This window comes from Solwaraspora sp. WMMD792 (assembly GCF_029626105.1).
In the GTDB taxonomy this organism is placed as follows: domain Bacteria; phylum Actinomycetota; class Actinomycetes; order Mycobacteriales; family Micromonosporaceae; genus Micromonospora_E.
The window spans coordinates 6,703,050-6,722,228 of sequence record NZ_JARUBH010000009.1 but is presented as its reverse complement, the minus strand read 5'-3'; the positions used below and the strand labels follow the sequence as shown (position 1 = coordinate 6,722,228).

At 71.7% G+C, this 19,179-nt stretch carries 18 protein-coding genes; 8 read left to right on the top strand and 10 right to left on the bottom strand.

Annotated elements, in window-relative coordinates; all coding sequences use genetic code 11:
* Positions 1-152 precede the first annotated feature (152 nt).
* The 4 genes from cysC (at position 153) to galT (ending at position 4,777) form a co-directional block, all read left to right on the top strand.
* Entirely contained in the window at positions 153-1,682 is a 1,530-nt protein-coding gene (cysC, locus tag O7629_RS31310; protein WP_278173848.1) for an adenylyl-sulfate kinase, read from the top strand.
* A 152-nt stretch (positions 1,683-1,834) separates the two neighbouring features.
* Complete coding sequence (locus O7629_RS31305) at positions 1,835-2,776, top strand: sulfotransferase domain-containing protein (RefSeq protein ID WP_278173846.1); 942 nt, start codon at positions 1,835-1,837, stop codon at positions 2,774-2,776.
* A gap of 117 nt (positions 2,777-2,893) precedes the next feature.
* Positions 2,894-3,673, top strand: coding sequence for a DeoR/GlpR family DNA-binding transcription regulator (locus tag O7629_RS31300; RefSeq protein WP_278174764.1), 780 nt, complete (start codon positions 2,894-2,896; stop codon positions 3,671-3,673).
* 12 nt (positions 3,674-3,685) lie between these two features.
* Entirely contained in the window at positions 3,686-4,777 is a 1,092-nt protein-coding gene (gene galT / locus O7629_RS31295) for a galactose-1-phosphate uridylyltransferase (protein WP_278173845.1), read from the top strand.
* Between the two features lie 240 nt (positions 4,778-5,017).
* On the opposite strand, the gene O7629_RS31290 is transcribed toward galT, so the two are convergent.
* The 6 genes from O7629_RS31290 to purN form a co-directional block, all read right to left on the bottom strand.
* Positions 5,018-6,235: an NADP-dependent isocitrate dehydrogenase gene (locus tag O7629_RS31290; RefSeq protein WP_278173844.1), complete on the bottom strand. Its 1,218-nt coding sequence runs from the start codon at positions 6,233-6,235 to the stop codon at positions 5,018-5,020.
* A 147-nt stretch (positions 6,236-6,382) separates the two neighbouring features.
* Entirely contained in the window at positions 6,383-7,333 is a 951-nt protein-coding gene (gene mdh, locus O7629_RS31285; protein ID WP_278173842.1) for a malate dehydrogenase, read from the bottom strand.
* A gap of 116 nt (positions 7,334-7,449) precedes the next feature.
* The gene (locus O7629_RS31280; protein ID WP_278173840.1) at positions 7,450-8,322 is read right to left on the bottom strand and encodes a bifunctional methylenetetrahydrofolate dehydrogenase/methenyltetrahydrofolate cyclohydrolase; all 873 of its coding nucleotides are present in this window, start codon (positions 8,320-8,322) and stop codon (positions 7,450-7,452) included.
* 61 nt (positions 8,323-8,383) lie between these two features.
* Positions 8,384-8,983, bottom strand: coding sequence for a pentapeptide repeat-containing protein (locus O7629_RS31275; RefSeq protein WP_278173838.1), 600 nt, complete (start codon positions 8,981-8,983; stop codon positions 8,384-8,386).
* 16 nt (positions 8,984-8,999) lie between these two features.
* Positions 9,000-10,580, bottom strand: a complete 1,581-nt coding sequence (gene purH, locus O7629_RS31270) for a bifunctional phosphoribosylaminoimidazolecarboxamide formyltransferase/IMP cyclohydrolase (RefSeq protein WP_278173837.1) — start codon at positions 10,578-10,580, stop codon at positions 9,000-9,002.
* Positions 10,577-11,191, bottom strand: coding sequence for a phosphoribosylglycinamide formyltransferase (purN, locus tag O7629_RS31265; protein WP_278173834.1), 615 nt, complete (start codon positions 11,189-11,191; stop codon positions 10,577-10,579). The genes purH and purN overlap by 4 nt, the downstream gene beginning before the upstream one ends.
* Before the next feature lie 164 nt (positions 11,192-11,355).
* Here purN and O7629_RS31260 point away from each other — a divergent pair, with 164 nt between their 5' ends.
* Positions 11,356-11,952: a DUF4190 domain-containing protein gene (locus tag O7629_RS31260; protein ID WP_278173832.1), complete on the top strand. Its 597-nt coding sequence runs from the start codon at positions 11,356-11,358 to the stop codon at positions 11,950-11,952.
* 25 nt (positions 11,953-11,977) lie between these two features.
* On the opposite strand, the gene O7629_RS31255 is transcribed toward O7629_RS31260, so the two are convergent.
* Positions 11,978-13,369 carry a DUF6350 family protein gene (locus tag O7629_RS31255; protein WP_278173830.1) on the bottom strand — a complete coding sequence of 464 codons (1,392 nt, stop codon included), beginning with the start codon at positions 13,367-13,369 and terminating at the stop codon, positions 11,978-11,980.
* Positions 13,370-13,533: 164 nt separating this feature from the next.
* On the opposite strand from O7629_RS31255, the gene O7629_RS31250 reads away from it, so the two are divergent.
* Positions 13,534-13,782, top strand: a complete 249-nt coding sequence (locus tag O7629_RS31250) for a hypothetical protein (protein ID WP_278173828.1) — start codon at positions 13,534-13,536, stop codon at positions 13,780-13,782.
* A 60-nt stretch (positions 13,783-13,842) separates the two neighbouring features.
* Here O7629_RS31250 and sucD read toward each other — a convergent pair whose 3' ends face one another.
* The 3 genes from sucD to O7629_RS31235 form a co-directional block, all read right to left on the bottom strand.
* Positions 13,843-14,730, bottom strand: coding sequence for a succinate--CoA ligase subunit alpha (sucD, locus tag O7629_RS31245; RefSeq protein WP_278173827.1), 888 nt, complete (start codon positions 14,728-14,730; stop codon positions 13,843-13,845).
* Between the two features lie 5 nt (positions 14,731-14,735).
* Positions 14,736-15,932, bottom strand: a complete 1,197-nt coding sequence (gene sucC, locus O7629_RS31240) for an ADP-forming succinate--CoA ligase subunit beta (RefSeq protein WP_278173826.1) — start codon at positions 15,930-15,932, stop codon at positions 14,736-14,738.
* 446 nt (positions 15,933-16,378) lie between these two features.
* Positions 16,379-16,777 carry a cobalamin B12-binding domain-containing protein gene (locus O7629_RS31235; RefSeq protein ID WP_278173825.1) on the bottom strand — a complete coding sequence of 133 codons (399 nt, stop codon included), beginning with the start codon at positions 16,775-16,777 and terminating at the stop codon, positions 16,379-16,381.
* Between the two features lie 387 nt (positions 16,778-17,164).
* On the opposite strand from O7629_RS31235, the gene O7629_RS31230 reads away from it, so the two are divergent.
* Entirely contained in the window at positions 17,165-17,929 is a 765-nt protein-coding gene (locus tag O7629_RS31230) for a M23 family metallopeptidase (protein WP_278173823.1), read from the top strand.
* A 448-nt stretch (positions 17,930-18,377) separates the two neighbouring features.
* Positions 18,378-19,163 carry a M23 family metallopeptidase gene (locus tag O7629_RS31225; protein ID WP_347403743.1) on the top strand — a complete coding sequence of 262 codons (786 nt, stop codon included), beginning with the start codon at positions 18,378-18,380 and terminating at the stop codon, positions 19,161-19,163.
* Positions 19,164-19,179 lie beyond the last annotated feature (16 nt).

Genomic DNA, 19,179 nt, shown 5'->3' with positions numbered 1-19,179 from the left:
AAGCAAGCGTTGCTCTGGTTCGGCCCCGGACGAGACGTCGACATCGCGCGACGATGGTCGACATCCCGCGATGGTGGCAGAACTCGCCGTGCCAGTCTCGACCGACGGCCGGCCGGCTGCGAAACTGTGAGTTCGATCCATTGGGGGGTGTGATGACCGACGGCTGGGTGCTGCCTGACGACGTGCTGCGGGACGCGCCGGCGTACACGCCGCGGCCGTTCGAGTTGGCCGACCTTGAGCTGATCCTGTCCGAGGCGTACGCCCCGCTGACCGGCTTCCACACCCGCGCCGATCTTGCCTCGCTGCGTAGTCGCGGCCGGCTGGCCGACGGCACCGCCTGGCCGGTGCCGGTCACCCTGGAGGTGCCGGCCGGCCTGGTCGCCGGGCTCGACCTGACGAATCCGCTGCTGCGGGTGCTGGTGCTCACCGACCCGGAGGGTGCTCCGGTGGCCGCGCTGGACATCGTCGACGCCTGGCCGAGCCGGGACGGCTTCTCGGCGGTCGGCGGCCGGGTGCGCCGGCTCGGCGACGGCACCGGCGGGCCGTTCCAGCGGCTGCGTCGCAGCCCGGCGGAGGTACGCGCGCTGCTGCCCCCGGGCCGGGTGCTCGGGGTGATCGCCGACCGCCCGTTGCACCGCCCGCAGCTGGCCCAGATCGCGCACGCCGCCCGTACCCTCGCCGCGCATCTGCTGATCCTGATCCCGGTCGCCGACGGCGGGGTCAGCGGGCTGCCGCCGGAGGTGCTGGTCCGCAGTGTCTTCGCGGCCCGGGACCGGATGCCGCCGGCGACGTTGGTCGCGGTGCCGTTGACCCGGCGCGGTGACGAGATCCGCGACGCGCTGCTGCGGGCCCGGGTGGCGGCCGCGTACGGCGTCACCCACCTGCTGTCCACCGGCGAGATGCTCTCCGGCGGCGGTCCACGGGTGCTGGTGCCCCGGGAGCTGGCCTACGACAACCGGGACGGTCAGTGGCGCTGGCGCGACGACATCCCGCCGCGCAACCGGCGGCTGGCGCTCGATCAGGAGGAGATCGACGACCTGCTGGACCGGGGTTTTCCGCTACCGGAGTGGCACACCCCGCCGGCGGTGGCGCGGGAGCTGGCCCGGGCCCGGCCGCCGCGCCGGCATCGTGGCCTGGTGGTGTTCTTCACCGGGCTGTCCGGTTCCGGCAAGTCGACCATCGCCCGGGGGGTGGCGGACGCGCTGCGGGAGAGCGGCGACCGGACCGTCACGCTGCTCGACGGGGACGTGGTGCGCCGCGAGCTCTCCGCCGGGTTGACGTTCTCCAAGACGGACCGGGACCGTAACGTCCGTCGGATCGGCTGGGTCGCGTCCGAGGTCGGTCGGCACCACGGGGTGGCGATCTGCTGCCCGATCGCACCGTACGCCCAGGCCCGGGCGGTGGCCCGGCAGATGGCGAACGACGCCGGGGCCGGGTTCCTGCTGGTCTGGGTGGCGACCCCGTTGGAGGTCTGCGAGGCCCGCGACCGTAAGGGGCTGTACGCCAAGGCGCGGGCCGGTCAGCTGACCGGGATGACCGGGATCGACGATCCGTACGAGGAGCCGACTGATGCCGACCTGGTGCTGAACACCAGTGAGATGAGCATCGAGCAGGGCGTGCAGACGGTGCTGCAACACCTCACCGAAACGGGTTGGGTGGAGCCGCGACTGAAGCCGGCCTGACCCACGACATCCTCCTTTGTCGCCTTTTCTGCAGATGACGGCAAGTCGGACGAGAAGCCGCTCTTGTCCGGGTAGCGGCAGCGTTATCCGGTAAATAGCGTTTCGCGCCACCCCGGCAGCACAGCCGTCCAGGCAGGACAGGAGAGGGCGACATGCCGTTACGCAGTCGGATCCCGGAGCCGCTACGCCGGATCGTGCCCACCCGGTCCTGGTCGTACGGGCGGTGGACGGCCCCGAGGCGGGTGCTGCCGTCGTTCCTGATCTGCGGTGGGCACCGGTGCGGGACCGCCGGGTTGCACCGGATGCTGGCCGCTCATCCGCTGGTGCTGCGGGCGGCCCGCCGCGACGGGGTGAGCTTCTTCGACACCTCGTACGAGCGCGGCATCGACTGGTACCGGGGGCACTTCCCCCGCCAGCGCACCGCCCGCCGGTTGCAGCGACGCCACGGCGGCACCGCCAGCGCCTTCGAAACCAGCACCTACTACCTCTACCACCCGTACGCGGCGCTGCGGATCGCCCGCGACCTGCCGGACGTGCGGCTGCTGGTGCTGGTCCGCGATCCGGTGGACCGGGCCTGGTCGCACTTCCGGGTGGAACGGCTGGCCGGGCACGAGCCGGAGCCATCGTTCGCTCGGGCGCTGGCGCTGGAGTCCGCCCGGCTACGCGGGCAGGAGGAACGCCTCGGGGTGGAGGCCGGGTACCGCAGCTTTGCCCACCAGCACCACGCGTACCGGCAGCGCGGCGAGTACGCCACCTACCTGGACCGGTTGGCCTCTCAGGTTGGCCGGGAGCGGATCTGCCTGGTGGAGGCCGAACGGCTGTGGACCACGCCGGCCAAGGTGTACGGCGAGGTGCTGGACTTCCTCGGCCTGCCGAGGCTCGACGAGGAGCCGTGGCTACCGCCGCCGACGCAACCGCCGGCCCTGGTCGACGGAGCACCGGGCGCACCGTCCGACGGCCTGCCGGTCGAGCCGCCCGGTGCCCGTACCCGTCGGGAGTTGGCCGACCACTACGCCCCGCACGACGCGCGGCTCGCCGCCTGGCTCGGCCGTCCGCCGGTCTGGCGCAGCGCGGTGGCGAAAGCGTTCCGCTGACCCGACCCTACGCAGACGCCTACCTGGCCGGGCGTACTTCCATTCGGCCGTACCTGCGCGATAGTGTTCGCATCTGTTGGATTGAGTGCGAGCAGGTGGGAGCAGGACGTGGTGCTGATGCTCGCGCCGCAGCGCCAGGCAGCGATCCTGGACCGGGTCCGGGCCGCTGGCGGGGTACGGGTCACCGACCTGGCCGTCGAGTTCGGCGTCTCGGACATGACGATCCGCCGGGACCTGGACGTCCTCGCCGACCGGGGGCTGCTGGCCAAGGTGCACGGCGGGGCCACCCTGGTCGATCCCGGGGCCACCGACGAGCCCGGGTTCGTGGCGAAGTCCGCCCGGCAGCAGGCCGAGAAGGCGGCGATCGCCGCACGCGCCGCCGAGCTGGTCGTCGCCGGCGGGGCGGTGGCGTTGTCGGCCGGCACCACCACGGTGGAGCTCGCCCGCCGGCTGGTCGACGTCCCCGGGCTGACGGTGGTGACCAACTCGATCCCGGTGGCCGACGTGTTCTACCGGGACGGTCGGGGCGACCGGACGGTCATCCTCACCGGTGGGGTGCGTACCCCGTCGGACGCGCTGGTCGGGCCGGTGGCCGTGACCGCCCTCCGCGACCTGCACGTGGACCTGCTCTTCCTCGGTGTGCACGGGATGAGCGAACGGGCCGGCTACACCACCCCGAACCTGATGGAGTCCGACACCAACCGCGCCCTGATCACGGCGGCGGCCCGCCTGGTGGTGCTGGCCGACCACACCAAATGGGACGTAGTGGGCATCTCCTCGATGGCAGAGCTGGCCACGGCCCAGGTCGTGGTCAGCGACCCCGGACTACCCGCACCGGCCCGCGACGTCCTGGCCGGACACGGCGTCGAGCTGTCGATCGCCGACCCACACCGATAGGAACTCAGCGTCGTGAAACGCCATGCGGTACGGCTCGCCGACGGGCGGGAACTCATCTACTTCGACGAGCGGGACGACGCCGTCCGGGAAGGACCGGACCGGCGGGAGCTGCCGCCCCCGCCACCCGCCTCGGAGCTTCGCCACGATCCGTTGACCGACGAGTGGGTGGCGATCGCCGCGCACCGGCAGACCCGGACCTTCCTGCCGCCGACCGACCAGTGCCCGCTCTGCCCGTCGCGACCCGGCCGGTCCAGCGAGATTCCGGCCTACGACTACGAGGTGGTGGTCTTCGAGAACCGGTTCCCGTCGCTGAGCGACCGGGTGGGTGACGGGACCGCCGGCTACCCCGGTGGTACGCCGTTCACCCCGACCCGGCCCGGTCTCGGGCGCTGCGAGGTGGTCTGCTTCACCGCCGAGCACGGCACCTCGTTCGCCGCGCTGGCCCCGGCCCGGGTCCGCACCGTCGTCGACGCGCTGGCCGACCGGACCGCCGAGTTGTCCGCGCTGGACGCGGTGGAGCAGGTGTTCTGTTTCGAGAACCGGGGCGTGGAGATCGGGGTCACCCTGCACCACCCGCACGGGCAGATCTACGCGTACCCGTTCGTGCCGCCGCGTACCCGGTCGATGCTGGCCGCCGCCCGACGGCACGCCGAGGCGACCGGCGGGCGGAGCCTGTACGCGGACGTGCTGGCCGCCGAGCGGGCGGCCGGGGTACGGGTGGTGGCGGCGAACGACCGGTGGACGGCGTACGTGCCGGCCGCGGCGCGCTGGCCGTTCGAGGTGCACCTGGCACCGCACCGCCGGGTGCCGGACATCGCCGCGTTGGACGACGCCGAACGGGACGCCTTCGGGCCGCTCTACCTGGACGTGCTGCGCCGCTTCGACCGGCTCTTCGACAGCCGGCAGGGCACACCGTACATCGCGGCATGGCATCAGGCCCCGGTACGTCACGAACGGGAGCTGGGTTACCTGCATCTGCAGGTGTTCACCATCCGGCGGGCGGCGGACAAGCTGAAGTACCTGGCCGGTTCGGAATCGGCGATGGGCGTGTTCATCAACGACGTCCGGCCCGAACAGGCGGCGGCGCTGCTGCGTGACGCCTGACCAGACCGGACATGGTTGCGGGGGGCCCGGGACAGGGCCCCCCGCAGGGAAGGGACGGCAGGCTGCTGGTTCACAGCCGAGGATCGACCGTTGGCGTCATGTTGCTCAGGGCGACCGCCACCGGAAGATCCCCTTGGACGCGACTGGCACCACGTCCACCCTGTTCAACGATTCGCCGGAGGAACCGGTGACGGTGCCGGCCGCGAGCTCAGGCGCTCAGCTACTCAGACGCTCGGCTGCTCAGGCGCTCAGCCGCTTGGCCAGGTTGCCGTCGAGAGCCGCCATGAACTCGTCGGTGGTCAGCCACGGAGCGTTGCGGTCGATCAGCAGCGCCAGGTCCTTGGTCATCTGGCCCGCCTCGACGGTCTCGATGCAGACCTGCTCGAGCGTGTTGGCGAACTCGGTCACCGCCGGAGTGCCGTCCAGCTTGCCGCGGTGGGCCAGACCCCGCGTCCAGGCGAAGATCGACGCGATCGGGTTGGTCGACGTCTTCTCGCCCTTCTGCCACTGCCGGTAGTGCCGGGTGACCGTGCCGTGCGCGGCCTCCGCCTCCACCGTGCGGCCGTCCGGGGTCATCAGCACCGACGTCATCAGCCCCAGCGAGCCGAAGCCCTGGGCGACGGTGTCCGACTGCACGTCACCGTCGTAGTTCTTGCAGGCCCAGACGAAGCCGCCCTCCCACTTGAGCGCGGCGGCGACCATGTCGTCGATCAGCCGGTGCTCGTAGGTGATCCCGGCGGCGGCGAACTCGGTGGCGAACTCGGCCTCGTACACCTCGGCGAAGATGTCCTTGAACCGACCGTCGTACGCCTTGAGGATGGTGTTCTTGGTCGACAGGTAGACCGGGTAACCGCGGTCCAGACCGTAGCGCAGCGAGGCGCGGGCGAAGTCACGGATCGACTCGTCGAAGTTGTACATCCCCATCGCGACGCCGCCGCCGGAGAAGTTGGCGACCTCCATCTCGACCGGGGCGCTGCCGTCGGCCGGGGTATAGGTGATGGTCACCGTGCCGGGCCCGGGCACCACGAAGTCAGAGGCCTTGTACTGGTCGCCGTGCGCGTGCCGGCCGATGATGATCGGCTTGGTCCAGCCGGGCACCAGCCGGGGGACGTTCGACATGATGATCGGCTCGCGGAACACCACGCCGCCGAGGATGTTCCGGATGGTGCCGTTCGGGGAGCGCCACATCTTCTTGAGGCCGAACTCCTCGACCCGGGCCTCGTCCGGGGTGATGGTCGCGCACTTGACGCCGACGCCGTGCTGCTTGATGGCGTTCGCGGCGTCCACCGTCACCTGGTCGTCGGTCTCGTCGCGGTACTGGATCGACAGGTCGTAGTAGTGCAGGTCGACGTCGAGGTAGGGCAGGATCAACTGCTCCCGGATCTGCTTCCAGATGATCCTGGTCATCTCGTCGCCGTCGAGCTCGACGACCGGGTTGGTTACCTTGATCTTCGCCATCGACCGGCGCTCCTCTCGGAAACTCGTGTTAGCAGTACGAGCGTACTGGATTGCCGAACCCGGTGCGCAGCGGGCGGGACGAACGAGGCGCGACACACGTCGGGGCGGGCACCCGGATGCCCGCCCCGATCGTCACGCCGGTACGGCTCAGAGATCGGCCACGTCCGCCTGCTTGGCCCGGACCGCCTCAGCGGCCTCCTTCAGTGCGGCCAGCTCCGTGTCGGTCAGGTCGGTGGTCACCACCCGACGGACACCCTCGGCCCCGAGCTCGGCCTCCACGCCCAGGTAGACGCCGTCGATGCCGTACTCCCCGGTGACCCAGGCGCAGACCGGCATCACCGCGCCGGAGTCCTCGGCCACCGCCTTGGCCATCCGGGCCGCCGCCGCCGACGGCGCGTAGTACGCCGACCCGGTCTTGAGCAGGGCGACGACCTCGGCCCCGCCGTTGCGGGTCCGGACCACCAGCTCCTCGATCTTGTCCGCCGGCAGCAGCTCGGTCAGCGGCTTGCCGTTGACGGTGCACCGCGACGGCACCGGCACCATGGTGTCACCGTGCGAGCCGAGAGTCAGCGTGCGTACGGTCGCCACCGGTACCGCCAGGGTCTCGGCGACGAAGTGGGAGAACCGGGCGGTGTCCAGCATGCCGGCCTGGCCGAGCACCCGGTTGCGCGGGAACCCGGTGGCGATCTGCGCCAGCGCGGTCATCTCGTCGAGCGGGTTGGACACCACGATGACCACCGCGTCCGGGGCGTACCGGGCAATGTTCTCCGCGACCCCACGGACGATCTTGGCGTTGACCTCCAGCAGGTCCATCCGGCTCATCCCCGGCTTGCGCGGCAGGCCGGCGGTGACGATGACGACGTCCGAGCCGGAGATCACCTCGTAGCCGGAGCCGTCCACCCCGGTGGTCGCACCGACGGCCTTGGTCTCGAAGCCCTCGATCGGCCGCGACTGGTTGAGATCGAGGGCCAGTCCCTCGGGCTTGCCCTCGATGATGTCGGTCAGCACGACGGTGTCGAAGACGTCGTACTCGGCCAGGCGCTGCGCGGTCGTCGAGCCGTAGAAGCCGGCACCGACGACGGTGACCTTCTTGCCCATTGTCGTCTCACTCCCTGCTACCGGGCGAATTTGACGGGACCGTATCAGCCAGGTAACGGCTGAGCGGGTCAGGGGCGCGCCCGGAGACCCACCTCACGCCCGCCACACCGGTCGGTTCACCGACCGGCCAGGCCCCGCTCGGCCAGTTCCACGACGTTGGTCAGCAGCATCGCCCGGGTCATCGGGCCGATCCCGCCGGGCACCGGGGCCAGCGCACCGGCCACCTCGGCCACGTCCGGTGCCACGTCACCGGTGTACTGGCCCTTGCCGTTCTCGCCGAGCACCCGGGTGATGCCGACATCGACGACCGTCGCCCCCGGCGTGATCATTTCGGCGGTGACCAGCCCCGGTACGCCCGCCGCAGCGATCACGATGTCGGCCCGGCGGGTGTGGTCGCCCAGATCCAGGGTGCCGGTGTGGCACAGCGTCACCGTGGCGTTCTCGCTGCGCCGGGTCAGCAGCAGACCCAGCGGCCGACCGACGGTGGTGCCCCGGCCGATCACCACCACCTCCGCCCCCCGGATCCGGATCCCGTTGCGGCGCAGCAGGTCGACGATGCCCCGCGGGGTGCAGGCGACCGGCGCGTCGAAGCCGAGCACCAGCCGGCCCAGGTTCACCGGATGCAGCCCGTCGGCGTCCTTGTCCGGGTCGACCCGCTCAAGCACCCGCTGGGTGTCGATCTGCTTCGGCATCGGCAGCTGCACGATGTAACCGTGGCAGGCCGGATCGGCGTTCAGCTCGGCCACCACCGCCTCCACCTGCTCCTGGGTCGCGTCGGCCGGCAGGTCCCGGCGGATCGAGGCGATGCCGACCTCGGCGCAGTCGCGGTGTTTGCCGTTGACGTACGCCTGGGAGCCGGGATCCTCACCGACCAGCACGGTGCCGAGACCGGGCACCACCGACTGCTCCGCGAGCGCCTTGACCCGGGCACGAAGGTTGTCCTTGATGGCGGAAGCCGCCGCCTTGCCGTCCAGAATTGTCGCCGTCACGTCACCGATCGTCTCACGTCGCCCGATCCGCCCCGATTGGCACCTCGCGCGGACCAGCCGGTCAGGGCCGCACGTCGGCACCGTACGCCGCCGCGACCTGCACCGCCTGGGCCAGGTCGATCCGCGCCCCGGTGAGGTCGAGGCCGCGCAGCTCGACCCCGGCCAGATCCGCCCCACGCAGGTCCGTGCCGCGCAGCTTCGCGTTGGTCAACCGGGCATAGCCGAGGTCCGCCCCGGAAAGATCCACCCGGCTCAGGTCCGCCTCGGTCAGGTCGGCCTCCCGGAGCCGCAGCCCGGACAGCTTCGTCCCGGTCAGGTCCTGGCCGCGCAGCAGCACGAACCCCCAGTCCCCGCCGTCGACGCGCAGCGGGCGCAGCGTGCAATCGAGGAACTGGGTGCCGGTCAGTTTGCAGTCGGCAAAGCTCGCGTCGAAGAACGACGACCGTCGAATCACGCAGTGCAGCAGCGCGCAGTGGGTCAGCCGGGCCGCGTTGGCCCGCACGTTCGCGAGTACGCAGTTGGTGAAGACGCAGCCGGTCAGCACCGCCTCGGTCAGGTCGACGTCGACGAGCTCACAGCGGTCGAAGTGCACCCGGTCGAACTCGTCGAGCGCCCAGTCGGCCCCGACGATCCGCTCCTCGACGCGCTGCTGCGGCGACACGACGACGGCCGGCCGGTCAGTGGAAGAAGTGCCGGGTGCCGGTCAGGTACATGGCGACCCCGGCGGCGTTCGCCGCCGCGATCGCCTCGTCGTCCCGGATCGAACCACCGGGCTGCACCACCGCGCGTACCCCGGCGTCGATCAGCACCTGCAGGCCGTCCGGGAACGGGAAGAACGCGTCGGAGGCGGCCACCGCGCCGGCGGCCCGGCCGGCGCCGGCCCGGCGTACCGCCAACTCGGCGGCGTCGACCCGGTTGACCTGGCCCATCCCGACCCCGACGGTGGCACCGTCGCGGGCCAGCAGGATCGCGTTGCTCTTCACCGCACGTACCGCCCGCCAGGCGAAACCCAGGTCGGCCAGCAGGTCCGCGGCGGCCGGCTCACCGGTGGCCAGCCGCCAGCTCGCCGGATCGTCGCCGGCGGCGTCGATCCGGTCGGCGGTCTGCGCCAGCCGGCCGCCGGTGACCTCCCGCCACTCGACCTCCGCCGGCTGCCACGCCGGGGCGAGCAGCAGCCGCAGGTTCTTCTTCCGGGCCAGCACCTCGACCGCGGCCGGGTCGAACCCGGGGGCCACCACCACCTCGGTGAAGATCTCCGCGACCTGGTTGGCCAGCTCGACGGTGACCGGCCGGTTGACCGCGATCACCCCGCCGTACGCGGAGACCGGGTCGCAGGCGTGCGCCTTGCGGTGTGCCTCGGCGACGTCGACACCGACCGCGATGCCGCACGGGTTGGCGTGCTTGATGATCGCCACGGCCGGGGCGGTGAAGTCGTTCGCCGCCCGCCAGGCGGCGTCGGCGTCGACGTAGTTGTTGTACGACATCTCCTTGCCGTGCAACTGCTCGGCCTGGGCCAGCCCGGCCGGTGCCGCCGGGTCCAGGTAGAGGGCCGCCCGCTGGTGCGGGTTCTCGCCGTAGCGCAGCACGGCGGCCCGGCGCAGCGCGGTGCCGGCGAACTCCGGCCAGTCCACCGGCTGGTCGGTGTCCGCGCCGACCAGGGTCCGGGCGCACCAGTCGGCGACCGCGACGTCGTACTCGGCGATGTCGGCGAACGCGCGGGCGGCGAGGGCGCGCCGCTGCCGCAGGGTGAAGCCACCGTCGGCGAGGGCCTGCTCGATCAGCGGGTACGCCGACACCGAGGTGACCACCGCGACGCTGGCGTGGTTCTTCGCCGCCGCCCGCACCATCGCCGGGCCACCGATGTCGATCTGCTCCACACAGCCGTCCAGGTCGGCACCGGAGGCCACGGTCTGCTGGAACGGGTACAGGTTGGACACCAGCAGGTCGAACGGGGCGACGCCGAGCTCGGCCAGCTGGGTGGTGTGGTCGGCGGAGCGCAGGTCGGCCAGCAGCCCGGCGTGCACGTGCGGGTGCAGCGTCTTGACCCGGCCGTCCAGGCATTCCGGGAAGCCGGTCACGTCCTCCACCCGGACCACCGGCACGTCGGCGGCGGCGATGGTGGTCGCGGTCGACCCGGTGGAGACGATCTCCACCCCGGCGGCGTGCAGCATGGTGGCCAGCTCGACCAGGCCGGTCTTGTCGTAGACGCTGATCAACGCCCGGTGCAGCGGGCGGCGGCCGTCGATGCTCGGGTTCATCGGATGGTGACCTTTCGATGCGAGATGGTCCAGCCGTGCCGGACCAGCCGGCCGACGTACTCGACGAGCTGCGCCCGTTCCGCTTCCTTGATCCGCTCGGTCAGGCTGGCCTCGTCGTCGTCCGGCTCGACCGGGACCGCGACCTGCGCGACGATCGGTCCGGTGTCGACGCCGGCGTCGACGAAGAAGAGCGTGGCACCGGCCAGCTTGACCCCGTAGGCGAGGGCGTCACGCGGTCCGTTCATGCCGGGGAACGCGGGCAGCAGCGAGTTGTGGGTGTTGACGTAGCGGTCCCCGAAGGCGGCCAGGAACCGCGCGCCGACCAGCTTCAGGAAGCCGGCCGAGACGATCAGGTCCGGCTGGTACGCGGCGACCTCGGCGGTCAGCGCGGCGTCCCAGTCGGCCCGGCTGGCGTGGTCGGCGACTCGGGCCACGAAGGTGGGCACCCCGGCGGCCTTGGCCCGGTCCAGCCCGGCGATCCCGTCCCGGTCCGCGCCGACCGCGACGACGACCGCGCCGTACGCGGGGTCCTCGGTGGCGTCGAGCAGCGCCTGCAGATTGGTGCCGGAGCCGGAGACGAGCACCACGAGTCTGGCCGGGGACGAGGTCACCCGAGCACCCTACCCGGCCGCCGACGAGGCCCCGTCCAGGTCCCGCCCAGGTCCCGCCCAACGCGACGGGCGGGCGCGACGGGCGGCAGGATTTGCGCTGACCAGATACGCTGCCCGACGCTCGGGCAAAAACACGATCTCCGACCGCCCTGAGCGTCGTCGTCATGAAGGAGCTCTCTGTGCAGCCCGGCTACCCAGGCCAAGATCCGTACGGCCAGCAGCCCCAGCAGCCCCAGGACCCGACCTCGTCGCCACCGTCCGACCCGTACGGCCAGCAGCCGCCGTCCTCGGGGCAGCCCTACTCGGACCCGTACGGCCAGCAGCCGCCGTCTTCGGGGCAGCCCTACTCGGACCCGTACGGCCAACAGCCGCCGCCGGGGCAGCCGTACCCGCAGCAGCCGCCGGGGCAGCCCTACGGTGACCCGTACGCGCAGCAGCCGGTGCCGGGCCAGCCGTACCCCGCCGGCGGCTACGGCATGCCGGGCCAGCAGAAGAACAACAACCTGGGCCTGATCGGCATGATCGTCGGCATCGCCTCGCTGGTGCTGGCCGTGTGCTGCCCGCTGCTCGGCATTCCGGCCGGGATCGCCGGCGCGGTGCTCGGCTTCCTCGGCAAGAACAAGGTCGACCAGGGCCTGGCCGACAACCGTGGCCAGGCGATGGCCGGGCTGATCTGCGGCGCGATCGGGGTGGTGCTCGGCATCGCGAACTCGATCCTCGGCGTTCTGCTGGACTTCGGCAGCGGGTTCAACAGCATCTGAGCCAGGCTCTGTGACGCGACCCCGATCAGGGCGTCCCGGATCGTCCGGGGCGCCCTGTGTCGTTGCCGGGATGTCCCTGCCCGGCACCGGACCGGGCGGCGGCGGACCGGGCGGCGACGGACCGTCGCTGGCGGGGCGCGGACCGGTCCGCCGGGGGCGCCGCCACCGCCCGCGCCGCCGCCGCGCCGACCACCGCCCCGACCGCGACCACCGCGCTCGACACCACCGCCACCTGCCAGGCGACCGGGCCGACGTCGGCGAGCCGTCCGGCACCGAGCGGCCCGCCGGACACGGCCGCCGCACCGCCCAGGAACAGTCCGGCCACCGGCCCGCTGATCAGGGCAGCACCGATCAGCACAGCCCAGCCGGGCAGCCCGGCACCACCCCGGTCGGTCCCCGCCGGCCAGCGGCGGGCCAGCACCCACCCGGTGGTCATCCCGGCCAGCACCGGCAGGGCGAGCAGCGCCGCGCTGAGCCCGCCGGCCGGGCCGTTGGGCAGCCCGGCGAACAACGGGACCGCCGGCAGGCTGCCGAGGGTGACTTCGGTGGTCCGTACCGCCGTGTCGGATCCGAGCGCGAAGCCCGGCCCAAGTAGGTAGGCGGTCGCCCAGATGGTGGCGTTCGGCGCGTAGGCGATGCTGAGCAGCGTGATCCCGGCCTGCCCGGCCACCCCGGCCCGGTACACCCCGATGGTGTCGGCGGCGTCCCCACCGCTGATCGCCACGGACAGCCCGGCCACGGCGGCGCCGGCACCGAGCACCAGCAGCGCGGCGACCAGCCCGGCCCGCGCCGCGTGCCGGAGCAGGTCGGGGCAGCGCGCCGCCAGTCGGCGCAGCGTTCCGGTGGTCTGGCCGGCTCCGAGCAACGCGCCGATCCCGCCGAACGCCGCCAGCGTGGCCCCGGCCCGCAGCGGTTCGACCGCCGTGGTAGCGCTGCTGGTGACGTGCGCGGCGGCGGCACCGAGCGCGCCGTACGCGGTCGCGACGGCAAGCGCGACGACGATCGCCCGGCCGGCGGATCCGCGGTGCCGGGCACCGACCGCCCGGGTGGTGTGCACGCCGGCCCGGTAGATCCGCCAGGCGGCGAGCGCGCTGAGCAGCAGCGGCGGCAGCCCGAGCGGGCCGGTCGAGGTGTCCAGCGGTACGCCGTGCCCGAGCAGCCAGGCGGCCAGACCGATCCGGGCCGCGCCGAGGATCGACGAGTCGCCTTCGGCGAGCCGGATCAGCCACATCACCACCGCGACCGGCAGGTAGGACACGACCGCGGCCCACAGGGTGGTCACCGAGGCCGCGACGGCCAGCGGAGCCCGGCCACGGCGGGCGGCACCGGGGTCGCGGCCGGGGCCTGGGCGCCGAACGGCGTCGACCGACGCGGTACCGTCCGCCGTCCGTGGCGGATCCGGGGGGTGGGCTGCCATCGTGCCTACTTTGGCACGTGGGCGCACTGATCCGGCGGCAATATCGCCGTGGCCTGGCCGGTCACCTGCCGAACCCGCCGACATTCCGGTCATTTGGCCGTACGCTCGGTGCTGGACCGCGCCGTCGACGACGGCGGTCGTCGAGTTGACGGGGGACCCTGCAGATGACCCAGTATCCACCGGCCGCAGCATCGGGCGGCAGCGACCGCAGCACCTTGTGGGGTGTGCTCGGCATCGTGGTCGGCCTGCTCTGCTGCGGTATCCTCGGCATCGTCTTCGGCGCGCTGTCGATCCGCGACGCCAACCGCTTCCGTAAGTCCCCGGTGCTCGGCTGGGTGGCGATCGTGCTGAGCGTGCTGAACATCATCGCCAACGCCAGCTTCTGGGCCACCGGGAACTACCCGATCGGCTGACCACACGACGACGGCCGCCGACCGGTCTCCCGGTCGACGGCCCATGTCGGCTGTGGCCGGTCAGCCGCCGGTGATCACCTGACGCATCAGCCGGGCGGTCTCGCTCGGCGTACGGCCGACCTTGACTCCGGCCGCCTCCAGCGCGACCTTCTTGGCGTCGGCGGTGCCCGCCGAGCCGGAGATGATCGCACCGGCGTGGCCCATCGTCTTGCCGGGCGGGGCGGTGAACCCGGCGATGTAGCCGACCACCGGTTTGGTCACGTTCGCCTTGATGAACTCCGCGGCCCGCTCCTCGGCGTCGCCGCCGATCTCGCCGATCATCACGATCGCGTCGGTCTCCGGGTCCTCCTGGAAGGCCGCCAGCGCGTCGATGTGGGTGGTGCCGATGACCGGGTCACCGCCGATACCGACGCAGGTGGAGAAGCCGATGTCGCGCAGCTCGTACATCAGCTGGTAGGTCAGCGTGCCGCTCTTGCTGACCAGGCCGATCCGGCCGGCCGGGGTGATGTCCGCCGGAATGATGCCGGCGTTCGAGGCACCCGGGGAGGCGATGCCCGGACAGTTCGGACCGACGATCCTGGTCTTGCCGCCCTTGGCCGTGTTGTAGGCCCAGAAGGCGGTCGAGTCGTGCACCGGGATGCCTTCGGTGATCACCACGGCGAGCGGGATCTCGGCGTCGATCGCCTCGATCACCGCCGCCTTGCAGAACGCCGGCGGGACGAAGATGACCGTGACGTCGGCTCCGGTCTCCTTCATCGCCTCGCCGACGTTGGCGAACACCGGCAGCCGGGTGTCGCCGAACTCGACCTGCTGCCCGGCCTTGCGCGGGTTGACCCCGCCGACGACGGTGGTGCCGGCGGCGAGCATCCGCCGGGTGTGCTTGGAGCCCTCGGAGCCGGTCATCCCCTGCACGATGACCTTGGAGTCCTTGGTCAGCCAGATCGCCATCTCGATCACTGTCCTTCCGGGCGGCCGGACGCCGCTGCGGCGAGCTGTGCGGCCCGCTCGGCCGCTCCGTCCATGGTGTCGACCCGCTCGACGAGGGGGTTGGCGGCCGAGTCGAGGATCGCCCGGCCCGCCTCGGCGTTGTTGCCGTCCAGCCGGACGACGAGCGGCTTGGTCACCGTCTCTCCGCGCTGTTCGAGCAGGGCCAGCGCCTGGACGACGCCGTTGGCCACCTCGTCGCAGGCGGTGATCCCGCCGAAGACGTTGACGAACACGGTCCGCACGTCCGGGTCGGAGAGCACGATCTCCAGCCCGTTGGCCATCACCGCGGCGCTGGCGCCACCGCCGATGTCGAGGAAGTTGGCGGGTTTGACGCCGCCGTGCGCCTCGCCGGCGTACGCCACCACGTCGAGGGTGGACATGACCAGGCCGGCCCCGTTGCCGATGATGCCGACCGAGCCGTCGAGCTTGACGTAGTTGAGGTCCTTCTCCTTGGCCCGCTGCTCCAGCGGGTCGACCGCGGACTGGTCGACCATCGCCTCGTGGTCGGGGTGCCGGAAACCGGCGTTCTCATCCAGGGTGACCTTGGCGTCGAGGCAGAGCACCCGACCCTCGGGGGTCCGGGCCAGCGGGTTCACCTCGACCAGGGTGGCGTCCTCGGCGATGAACGCCTGCCAGAGGCGGACCGCGATCTCGGTGATCTGGTTGGTGAGCTCGGCCGGAAAGCCGGCGGCGGTGACGATCTCGGCGGCCTTGGCCTCGTCCACCCCGACGTTGGCGTCGATGGCGATCTTCGCCACCCGCTCCGGCGTCTCGGCGGCGACCTGCTCGATGTCCATCCCGCCCGCGACACTGGCGATGCAGAGGAAGGTGCGGTTGGCCCGGTCCAGCAGGTACGACAGGTAGTACTCGTCGGCGATGTCGGCGGTCACCGTCAGCATCACCTTGCCGACGGTGTGCCCCTTGATGTCCATACCGAGGATGTTGGTGGCGTGGCTGACCGCCTCGTCGGCGTCCTCGGCCAGCTTCACGCCGCCGGCCTTGCCTCGACCACCGACCTTGACCTGGGCCTTGACCACGACACGGCCGCCGAGGCGCTCGGCGATCGCGCGGGCCTCTTCCGGGGTGGTGGCGACGCCGCCGGCGAGCACGGGCAATCCGTGTCGCTCGAACAGCTCGCGCCCCTGGTACTCGTACAGGTCCACGTTTGCGCGTCCCGTTCCGTCTCCGCGGCGCGCCGTCGCGCCGCCGCCAGCGTGCAGAATCAGATGATTTCCCGGTCACGAGCGGTGACCGGCCATTGGCGCAGCCTAACCACCCGGCCCTGGGACGCCAGTAGGCGGGCGGACGGTGTGCGCAACTGCACACATCCGGCGAGCCGCCCACCCAGCCGTACGGCGACCCGGTCGCGACCACCGGCACGCCCCCGAAAATAAGGTGTGCCGGCGACGTAACCCCCGGTGACAGGTGTCGTTGAGTGAGGTGTCGGAAACGCAGCGCGGGGCCGACGGAAGCGGCCGATGCCCTGTCGGTCGAGGGGTGGCGGCGGGGCATCGTGCATGGAGAGGCCGGACGTGTGAGGGGTGCGTCCGGCCTCTCACCCTTTTCGCTGGGCCGCTCACCTTATTCACTGGGCGGGGACGTTGCCACTTCACCGGGCGGGGACGTTGCCGCGGACCCAGTCGACGATGTCGGCGGTGCTCGCCCCAGGGGTGAAGATCCTGGCCACGCCGAGCGCACTGAGTGCCGCGATGTCCTCGTCGGGGACGATGCCTCCACCGAAGACCACGATGTCGTCCGCACCCCGCTCGCCCAGCAGGTCGAGCACTCGGCGGAACAGCGTCAGGTGCGCGCCGGACAGCACGGAGAGCCCGATGGCGTCGGCATCCTCCTGGATGGCGGTCTCGACGATCTGCTCCGGTGTCTGGTGCAGACCGGTGTAGATGACTTCGATGCCGGCATCCCGCAACGCCCTGGCCACCACTTTGACGCCGCGGTCGTGGCCGTCGAGACCAGGCTTCGCCACCACCACCCGGATCCGAGTCTCCATCGCTGCGCGCCTCCTGCCGACCGGTCGATCCTTAACGAAGGTTAACCAACCTCGGCACATCGCCGGCAGCCCGGCCGCCCCTGAGCCGCAACCCCGAATCCACCCTGACTGAACGCACGATAAGTATTGCTCAATGTAACCAGCAGTTACCAACGAGTGGCCCGATAAAAGGTTACGAAATCGGGCAATACACAACGGACGGTCGCAGATCGTCAACAGTTTTTCGCGAGTCGGGTTGTGGCGACCCTAGGGGTTGGCTACCGTGTCCACGGTTGTCCTCTGGCTCCGGCCAGAACCAACCCGGCCAACGAGCGTTAATCCCAGGTTCCGCAACGAGGTCCCGGATGCTCGCACCGCCGCCGAACTACCCGCCGATGGAGGGTGTGCGTGCGCCAGCGCCTGTCGTCAGAGCCCGATCGATATCGGGGTCGTCGCCGCGTACCGACTCCACCCCGTAGCCGCTACGCGGCGGTCATGACCACCGCCGTCGTCGGCGCGGGTGTCGTCGCCCTCGGGGCCAGCGCGATGCCCGACGCCAAGACGCTCAGCCCGTCGGCCCTGGCCGACCTGGAGAACAGCGTCGCGCTGAGCGACCAGGCCCTGGAGATCGACGACCAGGCCCTCGACCTCGACAGCCAGATCAGCGAGCGGGCCGAGGACGCCGAGCGCGCCTCCCGGGACGCCGACCGGACCCCGGCCACCTCGATGACCCAGGCCGCTCCGGACGTGTGGATGCTGCCACTGCGCGGCTACACCTTCACCTCTCCGTACGGCATGCGCTGGGGGAAGCTGCACGCCGGCGTCGACCTGGCCGCCGCCGAGGGCACCCCGTTCCACTCGATCCACGCTGGCACGGTCACCCTCGCCGGCTGGAACGGCGGCTACGGCTACTGCGTGATCGTCAAGCACGACGACGGGACCGAGGCCGTCTACGGCCATGCGTCCCGGTTGCGGGTCACCGCCGGTCAGCGGGTGGAAGCCGGTGATCTGCTCGGCGACGTCGGCAACACCGGCCACTCCTACGGTGCCCACCTGCACCTCGAGGTGCACGTGGACTCGGAGCCGCAGGACCCGATCACCTGGCTGCGGGGCAAGGGAGTGGACCTCAAGCTGCAGGTCGAGGCGATCTACGGTGGCGTCGTCGAGCCCTGACACTCTATGTGACTGACGAAAACCGCTCGGACCGTACGGTCTGAGCGGTTTTTTGTGCAGTTCGGTTACCCGCACCAGCGGAAATATGTCCTACGTCACATTGGATCTTGTGATCTGTACCACTATCGGTCGGGCCAGCAAATCCCCCATCTGACCACGGAGAGTCACGAAAGTCCGGCCTCCGGGCGGTGCGCGCCGACTTCTCCGGCTACCCGGTACCCACCCTCTGTGCCTGGCACACCACCATTTCCGGGTCCGTGCCCCCCTTACCACGGAGGTCACCCCCGTGTCGCACCCCGAGCCCACGGAGCGCAGCGAGCCCTCGACCCGGCGTCGGTCACCAGGGCTGCACCGGCTGGTTCCGCCCGGCAAGCACGCCCAGGTGGCGGAGTTCGGCCGCCGGACCCGTACCGCCGCCCTCACCGTGCTGGCCGTCGCGGCCCTCGCTATCGGCGGCGCGGCCACCGCACTCAACTCCGCCCCCGACCCCACCGCGACCGATCCGGCGACGGCCTCGGCCCTCGCCAACCGGGCCGACTCGGCGGGACGCGCCGACCGGAGCACCCGTCAGCCGACGGCCACCCCGGACAGCGGCGGGGACGAGACCGGTTTCGGCCCGGCGCCCACCGACAGCAGCACCAGCCGCTCCGAGGAGACCGGTCAACCGGCGGACCCGACCGAAGCAGCCGACGGCGCCGCGCCGACCGGGACCGACGACGAAACCGCGAGGTCGACCGACGACGCCGCGAGGCAGACCGACGACGACGGCAGCGACGGCAGTGACTCGGCCACGACCGCGGCGGCGGCGCAGCCGAGTACAGCGGCCAGCACGGCCGACTGGGTCACCCCGATGCCCGGCGCCCAGATCACTTCCTGCTACGGCCAGCGCTGGGGCGTGCTGCACGCCGGGATCGACCTGGCCCTGCCGGCCGGCACCCCGGTGCTCGCCGCCGGCGCCGGAACGGTGCAGGTCGCCGGCTGGGCGTACACCGGCTACGGGATCTCGGTGGTGATCGACCACGGCGGCGGTGTGCTCACCCACTACGCGCACCTCTCCGCGACCAGCGTCGCCGTCGGTGACCAGGTGGCCCCCGGGGACACCATCGGCGCGGAGGGCTCCACCGGCGACTCCACCGGCCCGCACCTGCACTTCGAGGTGCACGTCGGCGGGCTGTGGAGCCAGGTGGACCCGGCCCCGTGGATGCGCGAACGCGGCGTCGACCTGGGCTGCTGACCGCTTCGGTACGGAC